Source organism: Corallococcus sp. EGB, assembly GCF_019968905.1.
GTDB lineage: Bacteria > Myxococcota > Myxococcia > Myxococcales > Myxococcaceae > Corallococcus.
Window position 1 is genome coordinate 8018724 of record NZ_CP079946.1, and the last position, 23556, is coordinate 8042279.

The window sequence follows — 23556 nt, forward strand, 5'->3', positions numbered from 1 at the left end:
CCTTCAGGCACAGCGGCGTGGGCAACGTGTTGCAGGGGCCCGGCCGCCCCTCCACCTTGGCGCACGACGAACCCACGACAGAGGAGGCACACCATGCCCATGTCACGCCTTTCGCTGACGCTCGCCGCGGCCGCGGCGCTTTGCTTCTCCGCGGGTTGTTCCAAGAAGGGGATGCACAGGGAGACGTCGAACCCGCCGATGTCCGCCTCCGCCCAGTCCACCGCGGCGCCCTCCGCGAAGGAGCAGCGCTGCCCCATGTCGGTGCCGGGCACGCAGGTCCAGGTGCAGGACACGCCCGACGGGACGGAGCTCGTGTTCACCACGTCCGACCCGTCGCAGGTGTCGGACCTCCAGATGCGCGCCCGGCGGATGCTCCAGGAGCAGTCCGAGCGCAGCAACGCCGAGTCCGCCACGGACCTGGCGAATGCACGGGACCTGGGAGACAGCTCCACGGAGATACAGAGCGGCCGCAACAACGCCGGCACTGGCGGCGCCGGCAACAAGGGCACGGCCGGAGCGCCCACCGTCCCCTCCACGGCCGTGGCGCAGGACACGCCGAACGGCATCACCATCATCTACACCGCCCAGAATGAGATGCAGAAGCGCCACCTCTTCGACGAGGTCCATAATACGGCCCGCAAGCTGCAACGCGGCTACTGCCCCGGCCTGTAGCCCTGGGCCGCTCCGGGACGGCGCGGCACATGCCGGCCGGTGGAGGCCCTACTCGCGGCGGAACACCACGGTGAGGTTGTTGCTCGGCATCTCCACCACGCGCTCGCGCTGGAGCCCGTGACGCGCGGCCTCGGCCGTCACGGCGCCCAGCTCGCGCACGCCCCAGGACGGGTCGCGGGCGCGGAGCGATTCGTCGAAGGCGAGGTTGCTCGGCGCGGTCTCCTTCCCCTCCACGAAGTAGGGCCCGTACAGCACCAGCCGTCCGCCCGGGCGCAGCACCCGCGCCGCGCCCCGCATCAATCCCTGGCACGCCGCCCACGGCGCGATGTGGATCATGTTCACGCAGAGCATGGCGTCCGCGTGCGCCACCGGCCAGCGGTCCGAGCTCGCGTCCAACATGCGCGCGGGCAGGACGTTGGACAGTCCCTCCTCCGTACGCCACGCGTCGATGCTCTCCAGCGCCGCCGGGTCGCCGTCCGTTGGCTGCCAGGTCAGCCCCGGGAAGGCCCGCGCGAAGAAGGCCGCGTGCTGACCGGTGCCGCTCGCCACCTCCAGCAGGGTGCCCTCCGAGGGCAGCACCTCCCGGAGGACGGCGAGGAGTGGTTCGCGGTTGCGTTCGGTGGCGGGCGCATGACGCTTCATGCCCCACCCTCTTCCACACCCGCGCACGCGAGGAAAGGCCGCTCGCGGAAGATTGCAATCACAGCCAACGCTTGGACCTTTCGTGCAGGGAATCCGCAACACTTTCCGGGCCGTGTCGAAAACCTCCTGCCTTTGACCCGCCTCATCTCCCAGGCAGGAGTGACCTTGCATCTCTTCAACCGGAATGTTTCACGAATGCTGTGCTCGGTGTCGCTGTTCGCGCTCGCGGGATGTGGGCCGCAGGAGGCTGGCCCTCCTTCGCCCCCGGCGCAGGAGACCGTGACCGCCCGGCAGGCGGTGTCCACCATCGCGTACCGGAGCAGTGCCACGGCGGGCGGCAGCACCCGCACGTCGCTGAGCATCGCGAAGCCCGCGGGCACCGCGGTGGGTGACGTGCTGCTGGCGCGCATCATCAACCGCAACAACGTGGCCGCGGTGGCCACGCCGCCCTCGGGCTGGACGCTGGTGCGCTCGGACCAGAGCGCGTCGCAGATCAAGGCGTGGCTCTTCACCAAGGTCGCCACCGCGTCCGAGCCGTCCTCGTACGCGTTCGACATCGACATCGCCAGCTACATGGCCGGCAGCATCTCCGCGTTCTCCGGCGTGGACACGGCCCACCCCATCGACGCGCACACGGGCCAGAAGAACGGGCTGACCGCCAGCTTCAATACGCCCGCCCTCACCACCAGCACCGCCAACGGCGTCGCGGTGTGGTTCGGCTCGCAGCTGTGGACCGGCTCCGCGTGCCCGGCGAGCCCCATCGTCCCGCCCCCGGACTTCACCGAGCCCGTGGACACCTGCCTCGTGTCCTCATCCACCGGACTCCTCTACGACGTCGCCTACAAGGACCTGGGGGCGGCGGGCGCGCAGGGTTCGTTCAACGGCTCGTCCCCCTACGCGGAGACGAACATCGCGCAGGTCGTCGCGCTGCGGGCGGCCAATGCCTCCAGTTCCTGCTCCGTGGGGGACACCTTCTCCACCGCGTTCACCACCCAGGGCACCGTGACGGCCACCGCGCTGGTGGAGCCGTCGGGGCTCGCCGCCAGCCGCCTCACCCCGGGCGTCCTCTACACGCACAACGAGGACACTCCCGACATCGTGGCCATCAGCACCGCGGACGCGAGCACGAAGGGCACCTTCACGGTGTCCAACGTGACGCCCGCGGACTGGGAGGACGTCGCCACCGGGCCCTGCCCCGCGGGCCAGTGCATCTACATGGGCGACATCGGGCGCTCGAGCGCCAACTTCCCCACGCCGCCTTCCACCTTCGCCGTCTACCGCATCCCGGAGCCCGACATCGGCGCGGGCCAGACGAGCGGCAACCTCACCGCCGAGGCCTTTCCCTTCCAGTACCCGGACACGCCCAAGGACGCGGAGACGATCATGGTCCACCCCACCACGGGCGACATCTACATCATCACCAAGTCCTACGCGGGCGCGAGCAAGGTCTACAAGTTCCCCCAGCCGCTGCCCACGCCCGGCACGATGAGCACGCTCGTGTTCGTGGCCAATCTCCCGCTGCCCACCACCACGGACACCAACTACGGCGCCGCCACCTCCGGCGCCATCCACCCGTGCGCCAACCGCTTCCTGCTGCGCACCTACCGCAAGGTGTATGAGTTCCGCGCCGCCACCGGCGCCGCCTTCGAGACCGCGTTCGCCGCCGCGCCCATCTCCCTGACGGACACCGTGGAGGGCCAGGGCGAGGCCATCGAGTATGACCCGACCGGCACCGCCTATTACACGATGAGCGAGTCCCCCTCGCCCTTCAAACTCAAGCGCGTCGTGCGCCAGTAGCGAGCGACCTTCACGCGGCAGGAGACATCCCGGCGGCCGCCGTCACGGGATGGAAGCCATTTCATGTTTCACACGCACAATCACATCCATGCGATGCTTCCGTTCCCGTCTCGCGCGCGCCGCCGCGCTGTCCCCGTGTTCACCTCTCGAAGTGCAACGGCACGGTGTCCTTCGTCGCCGTGGTGACGAGCATGACCGGGTCCACCACCAGCGAGGGCATGCGCGTGTCCTTCGCGGACTTGGACGGAGACCCGCGCCCAGGGAATGAGAGGACCCGTTCACGATGTAGCGGCCCGCGCGCAACTCCCGCAGCGGAGACACCTCCGAGGGCCGCCGGGAGGGGGGAAGCCGCTCGCGGTCGCGGGGGCGGTGACGTACCACTCGAGCTGCGTCTCGCCCTGCTGGGACCACAGGGACCTGGATGGGCGCGCCCCCGTGGTGTGGGGGGGTGAAGAGGTACTCCGACCCGGGCGTAAAGAGGGCGGTGACATCCGTCAGCGCTCCGGAGGGTTGGAGGTTCATCACCTCCATGGGCAGCCGCAGATCCAGCGGGATGATCAGGTTGCTGACGGTCCGCCCCTCTCCCGCCACGCGCACCTGCGCCCGGCCTCTAGAAAGGCTCGTCACGCGGCCGGTGAGGGTGGCCTGCCGGCTGCCCTTGATGGGTGCGGCGTTCGGAAGCCGGCCCTCGACGCACCGGGTCCAACAACCTGCCTCCAGGTGCGAAGAAACGCACCCCAGCAGGCCTGCCCCACAAACCCGTGGTCCCGGGCGGCGGAGCGCGCGCAGACTGCGCACCCGACATGCGCGCACTCCTCTTCGCCACCCTCCTGTTCGTGGTCCTCGGCTCCGCGTCCGCGCGGGCCCAGGCCCCTGCCCGCTCCTACGTGCTGCGCCCGGCGCGCGTCTTCGACGGCACCACGCCCAGGCCCCACGCGGGATGGGTGGTGGTCGTCACCGGCGAGCGCATCGTCACGGCGGGGCCCGCGCAGGGCGTGAAGGTGCCCGAGGGCGCGGAGGTCATCGACCTGCCGGACGCGACGCTGCTGCCCGGCCTCATCGAGGGCCACTCACACCTGTTCCTGCATCCGTACAACGAGGCGAGCTGGAATGATCAGGTGCTCAAGGAGCCCCTGGCGCTGCGCGTGGCCCGGGCCACGAACCACGCGAAGGCGGCGCTGCTCGCGGGCTTCACCACCACGCGAGACCTGGGCACGGAGGGCGCGGGGGACGCGGACGTGGGCCTCAAGCAGGCCATCGACCAGGGCATCATCCCGGGCCCCCGCATGGTCGTCACCACGCGCGCGCTGGTGGCCACCGGCAGCTATGGCCCCAAGGGCTTCGTCTCGGAATGGACCGTGCCCCAGGGCGCCGAGGAGGCGGACGGCGTGGAGGGACTCCTGCGCGCGGTGCGCGGGCAGATGGGGCGCGGCGCGGATTGGATCAAGGTCTATGGCGACTACCGCTGGGGCCCGCACGGCGAGGCGCTCCCCACCTTCTCCCAGGAGGAGATGCGCCTCATCGTGGAGACGGCGCGAAGCGGCGGGCGTCCGGTGGCCGTGCACGCCAGCACGCCGGAGGGCATGAAGCGCGCGGTGCTGGCCGGGGCGGAGAGCATCGAGCATGGCGACGCCGGCACGCCGGAGGTGTGGAAGCTGATGGCCCAGCGGGGCGTGTTCCTGTGCCCCACGCTGGCGGCGGGCGACGCCATGCTCCAGTACCGCGGTTGGAAGCGCGGCGTGGATCCGGAGCCCGAGTCCGCGAAGAAGAAGCGCGAGGGCCTCAAGGCCGCGCTGGCGGCGGGCGTGCCGCTGTGCGTGGGAGGAGACTCGGGCGTCTTCGCGCACGGAGAGAACGCGCGCGAGCTGGAGCTGCTGGTGGCCAGCGGCGTGACGCCCGCGCAGGCGCTCCAGGCGGCCACCTCCGGCAACGCGCGCATGCTGCACTGGGAGGACCGCGTCGGGCAGGTGAAGGCCGGGCTCTACGCGGACCTCGTCGCCGTGGAGGGCGACCCCACGCAGGACATCTCCGCCGTGCGTCAGGTGCGGCTGGTGATGAAGGGCGGCACGCTGTACCGGCGTTGACGCGGCGCTCAACGCCTCACACGGCCGAGCAGGAGGTCCGCCATCCCCGCCAGCAGCAGCACCGGTGCCACCAGCACCGCGCCAAACCAGGACAGCGCATAGACGACCCCGAAGCCCATGCTCCCGGGGCCCCCCACGATGGTCCCGGACAGCACGCCCACGAACTCGCGGCCACCGGAAAGATGCAGCGCCAGGAAGACCGCGCCGATGCCCAGCGCGGCGAGGATGAACGGGTGACGCATCATCGGTGTGCCTCCGGGTGCGGCGCTTGCGCGAGACGCCAGAGCGGCCCTTCGACGAGCGAGTACAGCAGCACCGCGTCCGCGAGCGGATTGCCCGCCGCGAAGCGCAGGCCGGTGTCGTCGTGCACCGGGAAGGCCGCGAAGTGGAGGCTGGTGAGCAGCCCGTCCAGGGCCTCCTCATCATCGAACGCCGCCGCCCCGACGAGCGCGAGCCCGCTGGAGCCCGCGTTCGCGTTCACCCACGGGATGGTGGGCCCGGAGTCGATGTCCTGCATCGCGGCTGTCTCCGCGGGCCACTCGCCCGCCCACGCGAAGCCCAGCGTATGCCCCAGGAGCGCGGCGCGGGCCCGCTGGTACTGGTCACGCGCGAAGTCCGCGTCCACCACCTGGAGCATGTGCGCGGCGAGCCACAGCGTGGAGCCCTCCGGCCCGTCCTTCGTCACGCCGTCATAGGTGAAGCTCGACACGAGCAGCCCTGTCCGACGGTCGGACAGGTGCTCCCTCGCGGAGGCCACCCAGCGGCGAAGCAGCGCCCCATGGTCCCGCCCGTCCACCCTGTCCGACAGGCGCACCGCCGCGAGCGCCACCGTGTTGCAGAAGGTCCAGCCCTCGTCGGGGTAGCTCTCCGCCGCCAGCACCGGCGCGCGCTCCAGTTGTCCGACGATGAGGTCCACGCGCTCACGCAACAGCGGCGCGGAGTCCACGCGGGGCTCCACCATCTGGCGCGCGGCCAGCATCAACGCCAGCTCACCGTCCACGAAGAGGCTGCGTCCGGCCGGGTCCTTGAAGGGAGCCGCGTGCACATACGGCAGGAAGAAGGCTTCATGCGCCCTCCGTTCGTCGCGCAGCGTCCGGTCGATGAGCACGTCCACCACGGCCAGGTGCTCCGCCTTCCGCGCGGGCTCCGACAGCGCGAGGTTCGCGAACGACAGCACGGAGAAGGTGCGGACCATCAGGTCCCACTCCGGGTTCGTGCGGTGGAGCACGTCGCGCTCCGCGCTCGACTCCTGGAGCGAGAACACGCGTTGACGGGAGGCCAGTGCCGCCGCCAGTTCCCCCCGGTCCCACGGCCGGAACAACCAATGGAGCGCCGGCAGCCACACCGCCACGGCCAGCACCAGCAGCACGAGTTTGCGTCGCATGGCCGGCAGTATTCGCCGGAGGCAGGAGCACCCTCCGCCCCCACGGGCCGGACGGTCGGCCCCACTCGCTGAACGGTCGCGGTCCCGTCCGAACCGGCGCGTTCCGGAAAGGGGGCATGCCCCCATCTTCCGGGTCCATGTGTCCCAAGGGCCGTGAAGACACGCACAAGGCCACACTGCGCCCGGTGCTCGAACTGTCGGGGACGGCGCTGCCCCCGGCGACGCCATCCCATCCAAGGCCAAGGGCTGCTCGCAGGCGGGAGGCGGACTCTCCATGCTGGGCGCGCTCGCGCCCCTGCGCCTCTGGCGTCGCAAGAAGGCGTGAGCGTGTCCCATCCTTTCGAAGTCGCGTGTCTCAAGGCCATGACGACACACGCATGGAAGGCCCTGGCGGTGGGAACGTTCCTGGTGGGAGCCGGCCTGGCCCTCCCCCCTCCCGCGGAGGCATGCGGCGGTCCCGCGTGCGACCCAGGGAGGTTCCACGTCCCACTTCCCACGGGCGCGGACGTCCCGTCGAATGTGCCGGCATTGGTGATTCTACCGTCCCCGCTCTTCAGCGTGGACGCGGGAGACCTGCGCCTGCGCACGGAGGACGGCACCGACGTGGAGGCGCAATTCCTGACGGGCCCGCACGACAGCGGGCTCGTCATTCCAACGGCTCCGCTCGTTCCCGGAACCCGCTATCACCTGGAGGCCAGCAACCTCTGCGGCGGTTTCCCGCAGACCCCTGGCACGCTGGAGACGTCTTTCACGGCGGGGCCGGCGGTCGCGCTTCCGGCGATGTCCGGGACCCTGCGAGCAGCGCCGGAGCAGTCCGCGTCCTTCCTGGTCTGGGGCGGCCCGCTCTGCTCGGTGGAGGTGAAGGGGCGCACGGTGAGCCTGGGCTTCACGCCCGCGCCGGAGTTGGTGCCGTTCCTCCCGTGGGTGCATTGGACGCTGGAGGTGGATGGCAAGCTGTGGGCCAGGGCGCCGCATGGCGCGGTGGATGCCACGGGCAACGTCATGCCACCGGACCGGTTCGCGTACCCGCATGACCTGCTCAGCGTCTACTCGGTCTGCGAAGTCCGGCCTGGCCAGCAGGCCCCCACGGACCAGGGCCTCCCCGAAGGCCGGCACGTGGCCACGCTGCGGCCCGTGCTCGAACAGTCCGGGACGCCGCTCCCGCCCCTGGAGGTCTCCTTCGAGCTGACCTGCCCGAAGGACGCTCCCAAGCCCGAGCCGGATACCTCGGAAGGCAGGGGGTGCTCGCAGGCGGGCGGAGGCCTCGCGGCGTTCGGACTCCTGGCCACGCTCCAGCTCTGGCGGCGCGGGCCGCGCGCGAAACGTCCCTGAGGAATGTCCCAGCCTCGAGGGCTCCGGTGTCTGATGAAGCAAATGCACGGACCCCACTGGAAATGCGGCGCGGTAGGGATGTTCTTCTTGGTGATGGGGACGCTCGTTCCCGCTTCGGCGGACGCGTGCGTCGCGCCCAACTGCATGGTGGATGTCCGCTTCCCGCTCCCCGAGGACGGAGGGCCGGTCCCCGCGAACGTCCCCGGGCTGGTGGTGGTGCCGCCGCTCCTGGAGGACACGGAGGTCTCCACCCTCAAGCTGACCCAGGCGGACGGCACCGAGGTGCCCTTCACGCTGGCGGAGGGTGCACGCAGGACACACGTCGTGGTTCCGAAGTCGCCGCTCGTGCCGGGCGCGGAGTACCACATCGAGGCGAAGGGCCGCTGCCAGTTCCGGGAGACCCAGACGCAGTCCGCGACCTTCACCGCGGGCCCGGCGCTGCCCCTGCCCACGACCCTGGGCACGCTGAGCGTGGACACGCCGAACCGCGGAGTGTTCTCCGTCTTCGGGGACTCGAACTGCGGCAGCCCGCAGGAGGGGGACTCCACCACGCTGCGCTTCACCCCCTCTGCGGAGCTGGTGCCGTTCATGCCCTGGATGCGCTGGGAGGTGGAGGTGGACGGACAGCCCTGGTCGTTCAGCAATCACCACGGACTGACCACGACGGGCGAGGACAACCCGGACAGCCACAAGTACGAGTACAACCGGCAGCTGCTGACCCTCTACACGGTCTGCACGACGTACAACCCGCCGCCGTCCAACCTGGGCCTCACACCCGGCCGCCACCAGGCCACGCTCAAGGGGACGCTGGAGCACGCGGACCTCACGCTGCCGCCGCTGAGCGTGGACTTCGAGCTCCGCTGCGCCCCACGGTGCCTGGCCGGAGGCTGCGCCGACGGCGGCACCGGAGCTGACGATGGCCCCACGGACGGCGGTCCGCTCGACCCGGGCCCCATCCGCCACCCGTCGAGTGACGGCTGCACCCAGGCGGGCGGGGGCCTGACGATGCTGGGGCTCGTCACCACGCTGCGTCTCTGGCGCCGGAGGAAGTAGCGCTCCAGGTGCGGGGACGGAACCGGCAGCCAGGTTGGCAGAAAACGTTCGAACGCTGTCATTGTCTCCTGCGCCGTCGCGGCACATGGTTCCGCGATGTCGGCGCGACTCCCCTCCCCCAAGGCGCTCCGCGGTCGCGCGCCTCCCGCGAAGACGCGGCGGGTGGCGATGCTGGCCTACCCGGACGTCCAGATGCTCGACGTGACGGGCCCGCTCGAGGTCTTCGCGCGCACGTCCCGCTGGCTCAAGGAGCAGGGGCTTCGCGAGGACGACGTCTACAGCGTGGAGCTCCTCGGGCTGAAGCGCGGTGCCTTCCCAGCGTCATCCGGCCTGCGGCTCCATGCGGATCGCCGTTTCGATGAGGTGGGACGTGGGCTCGACACGCTGCTCATCGCGGGAGGCGTGGGGGCGCAGCGCTACCACGCGCACCCGCCGCTCGTGCGCTGGATAAGGCAGCAGGCGCGTGGGGTCCGGCGGCTCGCCTCCATCTGCACCGGAGCGTTCTTCCTCGCGGAGGCGGGGTTGCTTCAAGGGTGCCGGGCCACCACGCACTGGGCCTCGTGCGCGAAGCTCGCTCGAAAGTATCCAGGCATCCAGCTGGAGCCCGACCGCATCTTCGTGCGGGAGGGACGGCTCTACACCACCGCCGGTGTCACCGCGGGAATGGACCTCGCGCTCGCGCTGGTCGAAGAGGACCATGGGCGCGAGGTGGCGCTCGAGGTGGCCCGGGCCCTCGTCATGTTCCTGCGGCGCCCGGGCGGTCAGGCGCAGTTCAGCGCGCAGCTTTCGGTCCAGCTCGCGGAGCAGGAGCCCCTGCGGGAGCTGCAGGCGTACATCCTCGAGCATCCACGCGAGGACCTCTCGGTCCAGTCCCTCGCGCGCCGCGTGGCCATGAGCCCGCGGAACTTCGCGCGGGTGTTCACCCGGGAGGTGGGGATGCCCCCGGCGCGCTTCGTCACGTCGACCCGCGTCGAGACGGCGCGGCGCCTCCTCGAGGAGTCCTCGGAGGGGCTCGAGGCGATTTGCGCCAGGAGCGGGCTGGGAACCCCCGCGGCCATGCGCCGGGCCTTCCTCCACGCGGTGGGGATCCCTCCCGGCGAGTACCGCGAGCGCTTCAACCGTCATCCCACCATCCCCACCACCCCTGCCCCCCGGAGCCGTCGATGAGTCGCTTCTCCCGCCGCGCCGCCCCCTGCTGCTCTGCCTCGGCCTCCTCTTGGGTACGGCCGCCCCGGCGGATCCGCCGCACTACAGCTGTCCTCCGTGCGGCCATGCCTGCGACGCGAAGGTGTTCGACAAGCCGGGCATGTGTCCGCACTGCGGCATGAAGCTGGTCACACAGGAAGAGGTGAAGAAGGCCGCCCAGGCGCGCAGGAAGGTCGCCATCCTGATCTTCAACGGCGTGCAGATCATCGACTACACCGGCCCCTACGAGGTGTTCGGCGCCGCGGACTTCGACGTGTACACGGTGGCTGAGACCAAGGAGGCGGTGACGACGACGATGGGGATGACCGTCGTGCCGAAGTACTCCTTCGCCGATGCCCCCCCGGCGGACGTCATCGTCGTTCCCGGCGGCAGCGTGACGGACGCGCGGCGGAGCAGCGCGACCCTGAAGTGGGTGACCGACCAGAGTGCCCGGGCCCAGCGGACCCTGTCCGTCTGCAACGGCGCCTTCATCCTGGCGAGCGCGGGACTGCTCGAGGGCCTCACCGAGACGACCACCGCGGGCAACATCCAGAAGTTGCGGGATGCGTTCCCCGGCATCAAGGTCGTCGACGACCAGCGCTTCGTCGACAACGGCAAGATCGTCACCGCCGCCGGGCTCTCCGCGGGCATTGACGGCGCGCTGCACGTGCTCTCCCGGCTGGGCGGCATCGGGCTCGCGCAGCAGGTCGCCCTCGCGGAGGAGTACGACTGGCGGCCTCAGGCCCCCTTCGTGCGTGCCGCGCTCGCGGACCGCCTCATTCCGGCGCTGGACGTGGAGACGCTCGGCACGTGGGACATCACACGCACCGAGGGGGGAACGGATCACTGGGAGCAGGTCCTCGAGGGCGTCACCCGCCTGAGCGCGCGACAGGTGATGGACCGCGTCGGAAAGGAACTCGAAGCCAAGGGGCGGTGGACGCGCGTCAAGCCCGCGGCCGCCGGCCCGGCCTCGCCGTTGGGCAGTGACTGGACCTTCAGCGACCGCGATGGCAAGCCCTGGACCGGCGTGCTGACCCTCCAGCCCGTGCCCGGCGCGACCGGCCGGTACACGGCGAAGCTGGCCATCACCCGCGCGGGGTGACGAATCTCCGCGATTCGTCCCCGCACTCAAAGGCGGGAGTCACAACGGGACGTTGACCGAAACTCCAGCCCGGCCGGCGCTCCAGTCTCGCAAGTACTTGTTGAGCTCGCCGTAGAACGACACCGACACCAGCTCGGCCACGGAAAAAAGCTCGGCGAGCAGCGCTCCCACATTGCCGTTGTGGGTCTCGGCCGCGTCGGCGTCGGCGTACTCCTCGAGTATCGAGTAGTGCCCCGGCCGCTGTGTGACGAACCACTGGTAACGCAACGTTCCCGGCTCGGACGCGGCGGCGGAAGCCAACGCGCGGGCGATCCGGATGAACTCCGACTCACTGTCAGGCCGCTGCACCCGAAACTCACACTGCACCAAGAGTGTCATTCGGCGAGGATACGACAGGGGGCACAATCCATAACGAAGGAACGGATCCACGCGTGGCGTCCGCTTCGGCCCACACCCTTTGCATGGCCTCTGCCACCCTCACGTTCATGGGGCCCCGCGAACACCAGGACCGGTGAGACCGGCTGCCTCAAGACGGAGAAGGCGGACCGAGCGCCTCGTTCAGGTCCTCCGGCCCTTCCCCGGCACCGCCCAGGGGGCTGGCCTGGAGGGCCTTGCGCTTCGGTCGGAAGAAGCTCTGGCGCAGCTTGTCGGCTCAGCTCGTTGAAGGCTCGCGGCGCCATCACCGTCGGACAAGAGCGCACGGTGAGGTGGAGCAGTCGTCCAGGCCTCGAACCTTGAGCCCGCCGACGAGAGCTGGCGCTTCGTCCAGGAGTGCTTCGAAGGCCTCCGCGCCCTCGGAGCACCCGTCGGTCGCTCGCCCTCCACCGCTGCGGTTGCGCCTCCTCGCCCCGGGTTCCAGCGTCAAGGGTTGATCACGTGGCATATGGGAGCCAAGGCAATGGCGGAACACATCACGCAGCAACAGCAGGCCCAGGAGCCTGTCATCCCGGCGCAGCCCGGGGTCCAGTCGAACCGCAAGATCGAGGATCACGCGCTCATCGGAAACATGCGCTCGGCGGCATTGGTTGCCCGGGACGGAACCATTGACTGGTTGTGCCTGCCAGACTTCGACTCGGACGCCTGCTTCGCGAGCCTGCTCGGGACGGAGGAGAACGGCGAGTGGGCGCTCGCACCGAGGGAGTCCGTCCAGAAGATCACCCGCCGCTACCGGAAGGACACCCTGCTCCTCGAGACGGAGTTCACCTGCGCCTCGGGGTCCGTCCGGTTGATCGACTTCATGCCCGTCGGCCAGGAGTCCCCCAGGCTCGTCCGGACTGTCGTGGGGTTGAAGGGGACGGTGGCGATGCACTCGAAGCTGACGCCCCGCTTCTCCTTCGGCCGCTCCATCCCCAGGGTCGAAAGCGTGGGCGGCTCGCTCCGTGCGTTCGCCGGCCCGGACGCGCTGTTCCTCCGGCGCACGGACAGGGATACCGCGTCCCCGCTGGTCTCGAACTTCGAGGTGACGGAGGGGCAGCGGTTCTCCTGGGTGATGAGTTGGAATTACTCGTGGTTGGATCAGCTCCCGCCGAACCTGGATCCGGACCACGCCGAACAGGAGACCGAGCGCTACTGGACCCAGTGGGCGTCGAAGATCGTCCCGCCGCCGAGATACCGTGACGAGGTCGTCCGCTCCCTCATCACCATCAAGGCTTGCAGCTACGAGAGCACGGGCGGAGTCGTGGCTGCGCCCACGACGTCGCTTCCGGAGACGCCGGGAGGCGAACGCAACTGGGACTACCGCTTCACGTGGCTGCGCGACGCCGCACTCGCGCACAACGCCCTGACGCGCGCGCGCCTGAGCGACGAGGCGACCGCGTTCTGGAAGTGGGTGATGCGTGCCATCGCGGGAGACCCCGCCCAGATGCAGATCATGTACGGAATCCGCGGCGAGCGCCGTCTCACGGAGTCCGAGCTGGACTGGCTCGACGGCTACGGTGGCGCGAAGCCCGTGCGCATCGGCAACGGGGCATACAACCAGTTCCAGCTCGACGTGCTCGGCGAGGTGGCCGCGGTGCTCTACGCGGGCGCGAAATACTTCGGCGAGGTCGGCCCCGTCGCGCAGCGCGCGCTGATCAACGTCGCCGAGCAGGCGATGAAGGCCTGGCAGAAGCCCGACAAGGGCATCTGGGAGATGCGCGGGCCCGATCGCCACTTCACCGCCTCCAAGGTGGCCGCGTGGGCGGCGATCGACCGGGCCATCAAGGCTTCGGATGAAACGAAGTTGACGGCCCCGATGGAGCAGTTGCTGGAAGCCCGGGAGAGCATCTTCGAGGAGGTCTGCGCGCAGGGGTTCAATCGCGAGCTGAACAGCTTCGTGCAGTACTACGGCGGCAAGGAAATGGACGCGAGCCTGCTCTACATCCCGCTTACCGGCTTCCTTCCGGCAACGGACCCGCGGGTGAGGGGCACGGTGGAGTGCATCGAGCGCGAACTGCTCCAGGATGGGCTGGTGCTCCGCTTCAAGCCGGACGCCACCGGCTCCGTGGACGGGCTCACCGGAGAGGAAGGCACCTTCCTCGCGTGCTCGTTCTGGCTCGCCGACACGTATCAGATGATGGGGCGCTTCGAGGATGCCCGGCGGCTGTTCGAACACCTGCTGTCCTTGAGCAACGACCTGGGCCTGCTCGCCGAGGAGTACATGCCCAAGCTGCACGCGCAGTTGGGCAACTTCCCGCAGGTGTTCAGCCACTTCTCGCTCGTCAACGCGGCCTACACCATCACCGAGCCCCGCGCCTGACCTACCTCTGGCCCCTGCCCTGGTGGAGGCCCCTCGTCATGTGACAGCCCGAGCTCGCGCTGGAGCCGCCGGAGACGACCAGCAAGCCGGACTGCTCGTAGAGGAGCCACTCCAGGGCGCGGGCGTCCAGGCCGTGCCACTCCATCCCCACGCGAGCAGAAAACCGAGCGCGCCCTCGTACCCGAGCCGCGTTCCGGCGGCCTGGTCCCGCGGGGTCCTGCGGGTCCACGATGGCGCCGTTCGCACGCGCGACGAGCCGCGGCCGGTCCGACAACACCTCGAACATCCCCCGCCTGAGGGATCCCCTCATTTAGCAAGTTGATCAGCAGTCGTTCGCTCGGCAGCCGCGTGCGGGGGCTCTGGCGTTTGGGCAGAGAGTCGAGCCACCATGACGCGCAAGGTGGCCATCAACGAAGAGCAGGTGCGGTCGTTCTTGACGGAGGTGTTCGAGGACGACCTGCACGTCAAACGAATCCTGTCCCTCTCGCACGCGACGTTGGGCGCGGTGCAGGCGGCGAGCCTGTCTGTGGCGGCGCTCGGCAAGGCCATGGCGTGGGCGAGAGGCGAGAGGCGAGGACATCACCTCCAAGCACGCGGTGAAGCAGGTGGACCGGTTGCTGTCCAATAGGGGCTTCAACGTCTGGAAGCTCTTCGGAGCCTGGGTGCCCTTCGTGCTGGAGGAGCGCACGGAGGCCGTCATCGCACTGGACTGGACGGATTTCGAGAAGGATGACCAGGAGTCGCTGGTGGCAAGCCTCGTCACTCGCCATGGACGCGCGACGCCGCTGCCATGGACGACGCTGGTGAAATCGGCCTCCGCAGGCAACCGGTAACTCACCGAGGACCTGGTCCTCCAGCGGCTGCGGGAGTTGATTCCCTCCCACGTGCAGGTGACGGTGCTCGCAGACCGGGGCTTCGCGGATGCGAAGTTCTACGCGCTCTTGAAGCAGTTGGACTTCGAGTACGTCGTGCGCTTCCGCTCGGACGTGCTCGTCACGTCCGAGGAAGGGGAAACGAGGCCTGCCACCCAGTGGGTGCCGGAGGGTGGCCGGGCGAAGGTGCTCCGGGGAGCGCGTGTCACCGCGGTAGGGGCCCAAGTCGGAGCGGTGGTGTGTGTGAAGCGCAAAGGGATGAAGGAGTCCTGGTGCCTCGCCACCCGCTTCCACGAGTCGACGGCCCAGGAAGTGATGGACGTCTACGCCCGCCGTTTCACCATCGAGGAGTCCTTCCGAGACGTGAAGGAGCTCAAGTTTGGAATGGGACTCAAGCAGGTGTGCGTGAAGACGCCGGACCGCAGAGACCGGCTGCTGCTCATCTCCGCCCTGGCGCAGGTGCTGTTGCGTCGACCCATTGAGTGCACCGCAGCTTTTTTTAGGATGTCACGCTCCCCTCCAACTGCTTCTTCCAGTTGCGGATGCTCTGCTCGGTGCAGCCGAACTCTCTTGCCAGACCTGCCGGCCTTCAGCAGTTCGACGACCCGCTCACGGAACTCCGGCGGGTAGGGGGGCGTGACCTCGGCATCGTGGAACCCTTTTCGCACAGCGGGTGGGACTCCACGAAACCGGGGCAACTTCAGTACGGAGAAGAAACAAAAGCCCAGCAACCCCGGAGGATTGCTGGGCTTTTAGTGGCGAGGAGTACGGGACTTGAACCCGTGGCCTCCGGCGTGACAGGCCGGCGTTCTAACCAACTGAACTAACTCCCCACAAAATGCCCATGGGCGGATCAGGCACTGAACCTGGCCGCCGCCGCGTGGGCGGCGCCGCTCTACCGCTGCTCAGAGGATAAGTACAGCAAGAAGCGCTCCACCATGCCCGGGCAAGGGGGCTTTCCTGCGCGGAGCACGGCTTCACGCCCCGGCTGCTTGGGTCGGGCTCCAGCAGGTTGAACGGTTCGGGTCGTCCTGGAGGCGGACGCCTACGGCACCGTGGTCAAGCCCCAGCGCGGCCGCGCCCACGGAAGCGAAGGGCATCCCGCCTCACTGGCGGATCAGCTCATGGACTGGCTGCCCATCCGGGCCCGCCCCATCCAGCCGTACGAAGTCGACCGAGAAGGGCCAGGACGTCTTCACGAAGACGTGCTCCAGCCGGGAGACGCTGTCGCCCAGCTTCGTCCACGCCTGGACCTGGCACTTGCCCTCGGCCCGCGCGGTGGTGATGTCGATGGGGCGCGAGGGAAAGGCCCGCAGGCGCACCCGGACCCGCCAGCCATCCTCGGTGGCTTCGACCGTCTGCGGATCCTCCAACCCATACACGGGCTGTTCGATCCCCAGCAGTTCCTCCACCTCCGATGGCCCGCGCTCCAACATCCGCCAATACACCTGCACGGGACGCGCCCCCACGGGGCGGCACGCCTCGTCCAGGCGCAGGGCGTAGTGGACCTGGTTCCGGTTCTCGCTCCGGGTCAGGAAGAACGCGGACTGTGATGAGAGGGGCGCCTCGGCCGCGGAGGCCAGGGTCGCGGCGGTCGCCAGCGCAACGACGGTGAGGTTGCTGAGCCTGGATTCAGGAAACATGGGAGTCCCCCCTTATGGCGCAGTGACGGGGGTCGCCCGCGAGGCCGAATCGGGAGGACGAATACCCCTGTCCCCCGGCGCTGTCACCCCTCTGGACGCTTTTTACCGCTTCAGGAGAAAGCCCCGTGCCAGAGGATGTCCCCGCCGGGTCCGGCGACGGCATGCCCCTCCCTGCCGACGGGCTCCTCCTTGCCGTCGCACAGGAAGTCGATGCCTGCTGTATCGTGAGCAGGGACCTTCGCGAGGAAGCGCTCACCGGATGCGCCCCGCGCGACGATGACGCCGAACCTCGGGCGGCCGTCGCGTTCGTACAGCACCGTGTACGTCTCGATGCGACCGGGGCCCGTGAAGCCCTCCACGAACGGAGGCACGGGGCCACGCGCGGCGTCCGCTTCCGCCTGATGCTCGAAGGCCTGGGGCAGTGTTCCGGCGAGCTGCGGTTCGCGCGTGAGCACGAGGCTGTGGTTGTACGTCGCGAAGCCACCGTTGCCGAAGAGCAGGCCATGGCGTCCCTGCTCGCGCAGCCGCTGCACCATGCTGACCACCACGTGGCTCATGTAGTTGGCGATTGGGCCACCGCCGAACGTGAGGCCGCCGAACACCGTGGCCGGCTTCTCCAGCGGCCAGCCCAGCACCCGGCGCGCCATCTTCGGCACACAGGGGAAGCAGCTGTAGAGCTCCACGAAGTCGAGCCTGTCGACAGTCAGCCCGTTCAGCTCCAGCGTGCGGCGCAGCGACACGTCCATGCTCGGTGAGCGCGCGTAGCCATCCCGAGCGAGGAAGTCCTCTGGCTCGTGCGCAGCCACGCCCCGCCCCACGTATACGAGCCGATCCTCCGGCACGCCGTGCGCGAGGGCCTTCGCCAGGCTGGTGACGAGGAACCCCGCGCCCTGATTGACGGCGCTGTTCGCGACCATCCGCTTGCAGTACGGAAACGCGATGCGCCGGTTGGACGGCGAGGGCGTGACAATCGCTTCCACGGACAAAGGCTCGCGGAGCCACGCACCCGGGTTGCCCGCCGCGACCTGGGAGAACCGCGACCAGAGTTCGCCGCTCTCTCGCTGCGCCTCCGCCAGCGTCTGGCCATACGCGGCGCGGCCCGCGTTCTCATAGAGAGGATAGACATCGACCGGCGAGTTGAGGCCGTAGCGCTTCCGGTAGGCCGCGTGCGCCTGGATGCCGATGTGGGTCGCGGCGTTGTGCGCGGAGGGTGCATCCCCCGCCGCCAGCGCCGCACGCCGCGCCGCCGTGCGCAGCGCCTCACCTCCCACGACCGCCGCGACCTCCACCGCACCGGAGGCAACGCGGTTCGCGGCCTCATGGAGCAGCCGCACCGGGCTGTCGCCACTGGCCTCCGCCGTCTGTTCATGGAGACGCGGCCGGGCGCCCAGACGCTCCGCCAGTGCGAGCGGCAACGGCCCCATCTGCCGGAACGAAAGCTGATCCACCACCGCCAGCGAATCCAGCCGGACGAGCCACCCACCGCCCGCATCCGCGTCCGCCGCCCGCAGCGCGGCCTCCATCAAGCCCAGCGAGTCCAGGCCCCGCAGCGGATCCTCCGACCGATCGTTGATCTGCCCCACGCCCACGACGACGGGAATCCTGTTCGCGTCCTTCATGCCTCGCCTCCTGACCGACCTGCTCCCACGGCCCGCCATCCCGGTCAATGCGCCCATATTCCCCGGGTAGAATTGACGCTCACTTCTATCCGGGTAATATCCTCTCCATGCCGTCACCTGCCGCCACCTGGACCGCCTTCGCCGGCCAGCGCCTGCTTGCCTCCGGCTCTCCCGCCGAGGTCGTCACCGCCGCCAAGGCCGCGCTCGACGCGGGCGAGTCGGAATCACTGCTCCTGTTCGACGACGCCACGGGCCGGACGGTGGACTTCCACCTGCGCGGCACGCTGGAGGAGGTGCTCGCCCGCCTCCAGCCCGCGCCGGACCCGGCCGCCGAGTCCTCCGAGCCCCGAGGCCCCGGGCGCCCGAAGCTGGGCGTGGTGGCCCGCGAGGTGACGCTGCTCCCCCGCCACTGGGAGTGGCTGTCCGAGCAACCCGGCGGCGCTTCCGTGGCCCTGCGCAGGCTGGTGGAGGCCGCTCGTGCCAACAGTGGCGACGCCGACCGCGTCCGTCGCGCCCAGGCCGCCGCGGACCGCTTCATGACCACGATGGCCGGCAACGCGCCGGGCTACGAGGAGGCCGCTCGCGCGCTCTACGCGGGCGACCGCACCCGTTTCAACAAGTGGACCCGGAGCTGGCCGGACGACATCCGCGACTGCGCCCGGAAGCTCGCCGCCCCCGCCTTCTCCAAGGAGACGCCATGAACCACCAGTGGGTTCTCAAGTCGCGTCCCCTCGACGCGGTCTCCGACGCCTGCTTCGAGTGGCGTCAGGCCCCGGTGCCCACCCCGGGTCCCGGCGAAGCGCTCGTGCGGGTCATCTGGCTCGCCATCGAACCCACCCAGCGTACGTGGCTCAATCCCCACGCGACCTACATCCGGCCCGTCGAACTCGGCGAGGTCATGCGCGGGGCAGGCGTCGGGCAGGTCATCGCGTCCCGCTCGGAACGGCTCTCCGTGGGCGACTGGGTGACGGGCATGACGGGCTGGCAGGAGTACGCGCTGGCCGGTGACGCGGGCCTCTTCGGCTTCAACAAGGTGCCGGACGGCATCGACCCCAGGGCCATGCTGCATCTCTATGGCGCCAGCGGACTGACCGCGTGGATTGGCATGACCGACGTCGGCCGCGCCGCCCCTGGTGAGACCGTGCTGGTCTCCGGCGCCGCGGGCAGCGTGGGCTCCATCGCCGGACAGGTCGCACGGCTCCGGGGCTGCCGTGTCATCGGCATCGCGGGCGGAGCGTACAAGGCGGACTGGGTCACCCGCGTCGCCCGCTTCGACGCCTGCATCGACTACAAGTCCGAGGACGTCCGGACGCGGCTCCAGACATTGGCGCCCAAGGGCGTGGATGTCTTCTTCGACAACGTGGGCGGCCCCGTGCTGGAGGCGGCGCTGGAGTGCCTCGCGGTGCGCGCCCGCGTGGTGCTCTGCGGCGCCGTGTCCTCGGGTTACAAGGACCGCGACTACGGCGCCACGCCCCGCAATTACATGCAGCTGGCCTTCCAGCGTGCACGCATGGAGGGCTTCATCTTCCTGGACCACGTCGCGCGCTTCCCCGAGGCCTTCCGCGAGCTGTCCACCTGGGCCACCAGGGGAGAGCTCGTCCAGGCGGAGACAATCGCGGAGGGGCTGGAGCAGGCGCCGTCCGCCCTGCGCGGATTGTTCGAGGGCCGGAACCTGGGCAAGCAGCTGGTCCGCGTCGCGGCCCCTGTCTGAGGTTGTGTCACCGCGTCTTCGAGCAAGCCACGCGACCCGGCCGTCGAAGCAGCTCGCGTGGCTCAGGCCCTCGTCCGCCCCTCCGCCTCCGCAAGGCTGGCGCCCAGCAGCCGGAGCCCTTCCGGAATGCGTGCGGCGGGAATGCCACCATACCCCAGCACCAGCCCCGGCCGGGCGCGCGGTCCCATGAAGTAGCGCGACAGGGTGATGAGTCCGACGCCCGCTGCCCGAGCCCGCGCCACCGCCTCCCGCTCCAACGCCATGCCCCCTCGCCGGAACGTCGCGCTCAGGTGCAGGCCCGCCACGGAGGGCACCACCTGGAGCCAATCACCGCAGTGGCGCGCAAGCCCCTCCGCCACGCGCTCATGCCGCGCCTCGTAGTCCCGCCGCATCTTGCGGATGTGCCGCGCCAGCAGCCCGCTGTCGATGAACCGCGCGAGCGCGGCCTGCTCCGGCACGGGGCTGTGCCAGTCCATCACGCGCCGCGCCCACCGCAGCTCCCGCTGGAGCGATGGCGGCGCGACGAGGAATCCCAGACGCAGCACGGGGACCATCACCTTCGAGAACGACCCCACGTAGAGCACCCGCCCGGAGCGGTCCATCCCGTGCAACGTCTCCAGGGGCCGGCCGCCGAAACGGAACTCACTGTCGTAGTCATCCTCAATCACCACTGCGTCCCGCCGCTTCGCCCACTCCAGCAGCGCCCCCCTGCGCGCGGGAGACATGGGCATGCCCAGCGGGAACTGGTGGGATGGTGTGACATAGACGAGCCGCGCGGCATCTGGCAGCGCCGCCACGTCCAGCCCTTCCGCGTCCACCGGCACGGGCACGACGCGCGCTCCCAGCGACTGGAACACCTGCCGCGCGGGCGGATAGCCCGGCTCCTCCATGGCGACGCAGTCCCCCGGCTCGATGAGCACCCGCCCCACGAGATCCAACGCCTGCTGCGCGCCATTGGTGATGAACACGTCTTCCGCCTCCGCACGCACGCCCCGCGCGACGCCCACGTGCCGCGCCACCGCCTCCCGCAGCCCCCGGTGCCCGGCCGCGTCCACATAGCCCCCGGACACCGTGGCGGCCCGCAGCTGCCGCGCCACCAGCCGACGCCAGGACTCGAAGGGAAAGCCCGAGACGTCCGGACTGCCCACGCCAAAGTCATACGCGGCGGGAGCCAGCGGCGCGGGCAGGTCCGGCAGCGAGCGCCAGAAGGCCCTCGCCCGCAGTGGCACCAGGGCCTCCCGCCCTGCCCTGCCGCGCGGCCGGGACGCCTCGCCCTGGACGAAGCTGCCCGCCCGTGTGCGCCCCGCGATGAGGCCCTCGGCGGTGAGCCACTCATACGCCACGCCCACCGTGTTGCGCGCCACGTCCAGGCGCAGGGCCAGCTCGCGTGTGGGCGGCAGCCGATCTCCGCGCCGCAAGCGCCCGTCCAGGATGGCGGCACGCAGCCCCCGGTAGATCTGCCCGGCCAGGTCCCGGCGCCCCCGGAGCTCGACATGGAAGTCCATGCCGCATGCTCCCACGGATTGGCCCAATGGAATTCGTCAATCCTGGTCCGGTGACCGGGCCAGCGGAGGACCATCCTGCGGGCATGACCCATTCCGCGTATGCCTCCCACCCCGTCGACCCTGAACGCATGCCGTGGATCCCCATGGGCCCGCCCGGGCTCGCGTTCAAGCCGCTGCGCTTCTTCCGCGACGGCTGGATGTACCTCTTCCGCCTGGAGCCCGGCACCCGCATCCCCCGGCACCGCCACACCGGCGAGGTGCACGGCTTCAACATCTCCGGGCGCCGCCAATTGCTCGACACCGGCGAGGTGATTGGCCCGGGCACGTATGTCTATGAGCCGGCCGGCAATGTCGACAGCTGGCAGGTCGTGGGTGACGAGCCCGTGGTCCTGCTCATCAACGTGAAGGGCGCCGTCGAGTACCTGGGGGATGACGGCCAGGTGCTCAAGAGCGTGTCGTCCACGGACCGGCTGGAGACATACCGCCGCTGGTGCCAGGAGCATGGCGAGCCGTTCCTCGCCACCTGCGAGTAGCGTGAAGGAGGTGGACGGACGCGCGGCCACCGCGTCGCGGAAACCTTCCGCCGCCAATCCGCCCCGGTCCATGCCCGGGGTGAAGCCAGCACTCACCGGAAATATCAGACGCCTTTGTGAGCGTGCTCTCACGAACCGGGGGACAGCGACTCCCGGGCTGACGCTGCAGGCGGCCTACCGGGGGGGGGCGCGGGCCCTGATGTGTGAAGCAGTGCCCGGCCCCGTGGTGATTTCTTCCCTCGGGACCGGGGTTGGGGGAACACTCCGGCCCCATGAGCGCTCGGCGGTTCGACGTGGTGGTCCTCGGCTCCGGTCCGGGGGGTGAAGGGGCTTCGATGAAGGCGGTGAAGTCCGGCCGCAAGGTGTGCACCGTGGAGCAGGGAGCCCTGGTGGGCGGCGCCTGCACGCACACCGCCACCATCCCCTCCAAGGCCCTGCGCCACGCCATCCAGCGGCTGTTGGACGTGCAGCAGGACCACCCGGAGCTGCGGGCGGACCTGGCCCGTCACACCACGCTCAACGACATGATGCGCGTGGCGACCACCGTCGTGAACAAGCAGGTGCAGCTGCGCACCACGTTCTACGAGCGCAACCGGGTGGAGCTGGTGACGGGCCGCGCGAAGTTCCGGGACGCGCACACCGTGGAGGTCACGGAGCCCCGCGGCTCCGTGGAGCTGCTCCACGCGGACGCCTTCGTCATCGCCACGGGCTCCCGTCCCTACCGGCCCGCGGGCGTGGACTTCCGCCACCCGCGCATCTTCGACTCGGACACCATCCTCAAGCTGCGCGAGTCCCCGCTGTCGATGATCATCTACGGCGCGGGCGTCATCGGCTGCGAGTACGCCTCCATGTTCCGGATGCTCGGCGTGAAGGTGGACCTGGTGAACACCCGCGACCGGCTCCTGTCCTTCCTGGACGACGAAATCTCCGACGCCCTCTCCTACCACCTGCGCGAACAGGGCGTGCTCATCCGCCACCAGGAGGAGATGGTCTCCGTGGAGCCGCACGACGACAGCGTGGTGCTCCACCTGAAGAGCGGCAAGCGGCTGAGGGCGGACGTCTTCCTCTGGGCCAACGGCCGCTCCGGCAACAGCCAGGACCTGGGGCTGGAGGCGCTGGGCATCGCGGTGGACTCGCGCGGGTGCATCCAGGTGAACGACGGCTATCAGACGTCCGTCCCCCACATCTACGCGGTGGGCGACGTGGTGGGCGCCCCGTCCCTGGCGAGCGCCTCCTATGACCAGGGCCGCTTCGCCGCCACGCACATCGTGGAGGGGCGGATGGAGCACAAGCTGGTGAAGGACATCCCCACCGGCATCTACACCAGCCCCGAAATCAGCAGCCTGGGCCGCACCGAGCGCGAGCTCACCCAGGCGGGCGTCCCCTATGAAGTGGGCCACGCCTTCTTCAAGAGCCTGGCGCGCGCGCAGATCACCGGCCGCACCGTGGGCATGCTCAAGCTGCTCTTCCACCGGGAGACGCGGGAGATCCTGGGCATCCACTGCTTCGGGGACAACGCGTCCGAAATCATCCACATCGGCCAGGCCATCATGGCGCAGGACTGGCCGGGCAACGGCATCGACTACTTCATCAACACCACCTTCAACTACCCCACCATGGCGGAGGCGTACCGCGTGGCGGCGCTCAACGGCCTCAACCGGCTGTTCTGAAAACACGAAGGGCAC

General features: G+C 69.8%; 21 protein-coding genes, 1 tRNA gene and 2 pseudogenes. 16 read left to right on the forward strand and 8 right to left on the reverse strand.

Annotated features, from left to right (window positions below):
* The first annotated feature begins 93 nt into the window (after positions 1-93).
* Positions 94-672: a hypothetical protein gene (locus KYK13_RS32525; RefSeq protein WP_223637744.1), complete on the forward strand. Its 579-nt coding sequence runs from the start codon at positions 94-96 to the stop codon at positions 670-672.
* Positions 673-720: 48 nt separating this feature from the next.
* Here KYK13_RS32525 and KYK13_RS32530 read toward each other — a convergent pair whose 3' ends face one another.
* Positions 721-1314 (reverse strand): DUF938 domain-containing protein, encoded by a 594-nt coding sequence (locus KYK13_RS32530; RefSeq protein ID WP_223637747.1) that lies wholly within the window; start codon positions 1312-1314, stop codon positions 721-723.
* 195 nt (positions 1315-1509) lie between these two features.
* Here KYK13_RS32530 and KYK13_RS32535 point away from each other — a divergent pair, with 195 nt between their 5' ends.
* Both KYK13_RS32535 and KYK13_RS32540 read left to right on the forward strand, forming a co-directional pair.
* Positions 1510-3111 carry a cell wall anchor protein gene (locus KYK13_RS32535; RefSeq protein WP_223637749.1) on the forward strand — a complete coding sequence of 534 codons (1602 nt, stop codon included), beginning with the start codon at positions 1510-1512 and terminating at the stop codon, positions 3109-3111.
* Positions 3112-3914: 803 nt separating this feature from the next.
* Entirely contained in the window at positions 3915-5195 is a 1281-nt protein-coding gene (locus KYK13_RS32540) for an amidohydrolase family protein (protein ID WP_223637751.1), read from the forward strand.
* 8 nt (positions 5196-5203) lie between these two features.
* On the opposite strand, the gene KYK13_RS32545 is transcribed toward KYK13_RS32540, so the two are convergent.
* Together KYK13_RS32545 and KYK13_RS32550 are read right to left on the reverse strand one after the other, a co-directional pair.
* Positions 5204-5440 carry a hypothetical protein gene (locus tag KYK13_RS32545; RefSeq protein WP_223637752.1) on the reverse strand — a complete coding sequence of 79 codons (237 nt, stop codon included), beginning with the start codon at positions 5438-5440 and terminating at the stop codon, positions 5204-5206.
* Positions 5437-6579, reverse strand: coding sequence for a hypothetical protein (locus KYK13_RS32550; RefSeq protein WP_223637753.1), 1143 nt, complete (start codon positions 6577-6579; stop codon positions 5437-5439). The genes KYK13_RS32545 and KYK13_RS32550 overlap by 4 nt, the downstream gene beginning before the upstream one ends.
* A 531-nt stretch (positions 6580-7110) precedes the next feature.
* Here KYK13_RS32550 and KYK13_RS32555 point away from each other — a divergent pair.
* From KYK13_RS32555 to KYK13_RS32570, 5 genes and pseudogenes are all read left to right on the forward strand, one after another.
* Positions 7111-7911 carry a hypothetical protein gene (locus KYK13_RS32555; protein ID WP_223637754.1) on the forward strand — a complete coding sequence of 267 codons (801 nt, stop codon included), beginning with the start codon at positions 7111-7113 and terminating at the stop codon, positions 7909-7911.
* Positions 7912-8004: 93 nt separating this feature from the next.
* Positions 8005-8964, forward strand: a complete 960-nt coding sequence (locus tag KYK13_RS32560) for a hypothetical protein (protein ID WP_223637755.1) — start codon at positions 8005-8007, stop codon at positions 8962-8964.
* Positions 8965-9060: 96 nt separating this feature from the next.
* The gene (locus KYK13_RS32565) at positions 9061-10131 is read left to right on the forward strand and encodes a GlxA family transcriptional regulator (protein WP_223637756.1); all 1071 of its coding nucleotides are present in this window, start codon (positions 9061-9063) and stop codon (positions 10129-10131) included.
* A gap of 49 nt (positions 10132-10180) precedes the next feature.
* A pseudogene (locus KYK13_RS39390) lies at positions 10181-10288 on the forward strand (hypothetical protein); the annotation flags it as partial.
* Positions 10289-11251, forward strand: coding sequence for a DJ-1/PfpI family protein (locus KYK13_RS32570; RefSeq protein WP_255654076.1), 963 nt, complete (start codon positions 10289-10291; stop codon positions 11249-11251).
* Positions 11252-11290: 39 nt separating this feature from the next.
* Here KYK13_RS32570 and KYK13_RS32575 read toward each other — a convergent pair whose 3' ends face one another.
* Positions 11291-11629, reverse strand: a complete 339-nt coding sequence (locus KYK13_RS32575) for a putative quinol monooxygenase (RefSeq protein ID WP_223637760.1) — start codon at positions 11627-11629, stop codon at positions 11291-11293.
* A gap of 520 nt (positions 11630-12149) precedes the next feature.
* Between KYK13_RS32575 and KYK13_RS32580 the strand changes: the two genes are divergently transcribed.
* From KYK13_RS32580 to KYK13_RS32595, 4 genes and pseudogenes are all read left to right on the forward strand, one after another.
* Entirely contained in the window at positions 12150-13988 is a 1839-nt protein-coding gene (locus KYK13_RS32580) for a glycoside hydrolase family 15 protein (protein ID WP_223637763.1), read from the forward strand.
* A 388-nt stretch (positions 13989-14376) separates the two neighbouring features.
* Positions 14377-14616 carry a hypothetical protein gene (locus KYK13_RS32585; protein WP_223637765.1) on the forward strand — a complete coding sequence of 80 codons (240 nt, stop codon included), beginning with the start codon at positions 14377-14379 and terminating at the stop codon, positions 14614-14616.
* Positions 14603-14821, forward strand: a complete 219-nt coding sequence (locus tag KYK13_RS32590) for a hypothetical protein (protein WP_223637768.1) — start codon at positions 14603-14605, stop codon at positions 14819-14821. Before KYK13_RS32585 ends, KYK13_RS32590 begins: the two co-directional genes overlap by 14 nt.
* 63 nt (positions 14822-14884) lie before the next feature.
* Positions 14885-15262, forward strand: a pseudogene (locus KYK13_RS32595) (transposase); the annotation flags it as partial.
* Between the two features lie 354 nt (positions 15263-15616).
* Here the strand turns inward: KYK13_RS32595 and KYK13_RS32600 are convergent.
* The 3 genes from KYK13_RS32600 to KYK13_RS32610 all read right to left on the reverse strand — a co-directional run bounded on the left by KYK13_RS32600 (position 15617) and on the right by KYK13_RS32610 (position 18122).
* Positions 15617-15693 (reverse strand) — tRNA-Asp (locus KYK13_RS32600).
* 273 nt (positions 15694-15966) lie between these two features.
* Positions 15967-16503, reverse strand: a complete 537-nt coding sequence (locus KYK13_RS32605; RefSeq protein WP_223637770.1) for a DUF4833 domain-containing protein — start codon at positions 16501-16503, stop codon at positions 15967-15969.
* Between the two features lie 110 nt (positions 16504-16613).
* A complete protein-coding gene (locus KYK13_RS32610; protein ID WP_223637772.1) occupies positions 16614-18122 on the reverse strand; it encodes an acetyl-CoA acetyltransferase in 1509 nt (502 codons plus the stop codon).
* Between the two features lie 107 nt (positions 18123-18229).
* Between KYK13_RS32610 and KYK13_RS32615 the strand changes: the two genes are divergently transcribed.
* Both KYK13_RS32615 and KYK13_RS32620 read left to right on the forward strand, forming a co-directional pair.
* Positions 18230-18823: a DUF2239 family protein gene (locus KYK13_RS32615; protein WP_223637774.1), complete on the forward strand. Its 594-nt coding sequence runs from the start codon at positions 18230-18232 to the stop codon at positions 18821-18823.
* Complete coding sequence (locus KYK13_RS32620) at positions 18820-19833, forward strand: NADP-dependent oxidoreductase (protein WP_223637777.1); 1014 nt, start codon at positions 18820-18822, stop codon at positions 19831-19833. The genes KYK13_RS32615 and KYK13_RS32620 overlap by 4 nt, the downstream gene beginning before the upstream one ends.
* A 62-nt stretch (positions 19834-19895) precedes the next feature.
* On the opposite strand, the gene KYK13_RS32625 is transcribed toward KYK13_RS32620, so the two are convergent.
* A complete protein-coding gene (locus tag KYK13_RS32625) occupies positions 19896-21338 on the reverse strand; it encodes a PLP-dependent aminotransferase family protein (RefSeq protein WP_223637779.1) in 1443 nt (480 codons plus the stop codon).
* An 83-nt stretch (positions 21339-21421) separates the two neighbouring features.
* Here KYK13_RS32625 and KYK13_RS32630 point away from each other — a divergent pair, with 83 nt between their 5' ends.
* On the forward strand, positions 21422-21871 hold the full coding sequence (locus tag KYK13_RS32630; protein WP_223637781.1) for a cupin domain-containing protein: 450 nt from the start codon (positions 21422-21424) through the stop codon (positions 21869-21871).
* A gap of 272 nt (positions 21872-22143) precedes the next feature.
* Entirely contained in the window at positions 22144-23541 is a 1398-nt protein-coding gene (gene sthA / locus KYK13_RS32635) for a Si-specific NAD(P)(+) transhydrogenase (RefSeq protein ID WP_223637782.1), read from the forward strand.
* Positions 23542-23556: the final 15 nt, after the last annotated feature.

Bases quoted from the DNA above. Each gene is read 5' to 3' on its own strand.
- KYK13_RS32525 (WP_223637744.1), top strand. From the start codon at position 94: ATGCCCATGTCACGCCTTTCGCTGACGCTCGCCGCGGCCGCGGCGCTT.
- sthA (WP_223637782.1), top strand. From the start codon at position 22,144: ATGAGCGCTCGGCGGTTCGACGTGGTGGTCCTCGGCTCCGGTCCGGGG.
- KYK13_RS32630 (WP_223637781.1), top strand. From the start codon at position 21,422: ATGACCCATTCCGCGTATGCCTCCCACCCCGTCGACCCTGAACGCATG.
- KYK13_RS32545 (WP_223637752.1), bottom strand. From the start codon at position 5,440: ATGATGCGTCACCCGTTCATCCTCGCCGCGCTGGGCATCGGCGCGGTC.
- KYK13_RS32610 (WP_223637772.1), bottom strand. From the start codon at position 18,122: ATGAAGGACGCGAACAGGATTCCCGTCGTCGTGGGCGTGGGGCAGATC.
- KYK13_RS32565 (WP_223637756.1), top strand. From the start codon at position 9,061: ATGTCGGCGCGACTCCCCTCCCCCAAGGCGCTCCGCGGTCGCGCGCCT.
- KYK13_RS32615 (WP_223637774.1), top strand. From the start codon at position 18,230: ATGCCGTCACCTGCCGCCACCTGGACCGCCTTCGCCGGCCAGCGCCTG.
- KYK13_RS32550 (WP_223637753.1), bottom strand. From the start codon at position 6,579: ATGCGACGCAAACTCGTGCTGCTGGTGCTGGCCGTGGCGGTGTGGCTG.
- KYK13_RS32530 (WP_223637747.1), bottom strand. From the start codon at position 1,314: ATGAAGCGTCATGCGCCCGCCACCGAACGCAACCGCGAACCACTCCTC.
- KYK13_RS32625 (WP_223637779.1), bottom strand. From the start codon at position 21,338: ATGGACTTCCATGTCGAGCTCCGGGGGCGCCGGGACCTGGCCGGGCAG.
- KYK13_RS32580 (WP_223637763.1), top strand. From the start codon at position 12,150: ATGGCGGAACACATCACGCAGCAACAGCAGGCCCAGGAGCCTGTCATC.
- KYK13_RS32620 (WP_223637777.1), top strand. From the start codon at position 18,820: ATGAACCACCAGTGGGTTCTCAAGTCGCGTCCCCTCGACGCGGTCTCC.
- KYK13_RS32570 (WP_255654076.1), top strand. From the start codon at position 10,289: ATGAAGCTGGTCACACAGGAAGAGGTGAAGAAGGCCGCCCAGGCGCGC.
- KYK13_RS32540 (WP_223637751.1), top strand. From the start codon at position 3,915: ATGCGCGCACTCCTCTTCGCCACCCTCCTGTTCGTGGTCCTCGGCTCC.
- KYK13_RS32575 (WP_223637760.1), bottom strand. From the start codon at position 11,629: ATGACACTCTTGGTGCAGTGTGAGTTTCGGGTGCAGCGGCCTGACAGT.
- KYK13_RS32560 (WP_223637755.1), top strand. From the start codon at position 8,005: ATGGGGACGCTCGTTCCCGCTTCGGCGGACGCGTGCGTCGCGCCCAAC.
- KYK13_RS32605 (WP_223637770.1), bottom strand. From the start codon at position 16,503: ATGTTTCCTGAATCCAGGCTCAGCAACCTCACCGTCGTTGCGCTGGCG.
- KYK13_RS32585 (WP_223637765.1), top strand. From the start codon at position 14,377: ATGACGCGCAAGGTGGCCATCAACGAAGAGCAGGTGCGGTCGTTCTTG.
- KYK13_RS32535 (WP_223637749.1), top strand. From the start codon at position 1,510: ATGCTGTGCTCGGTGTCGCTGTTCGCGCTCGCGGGATGTGGGCCGCAG.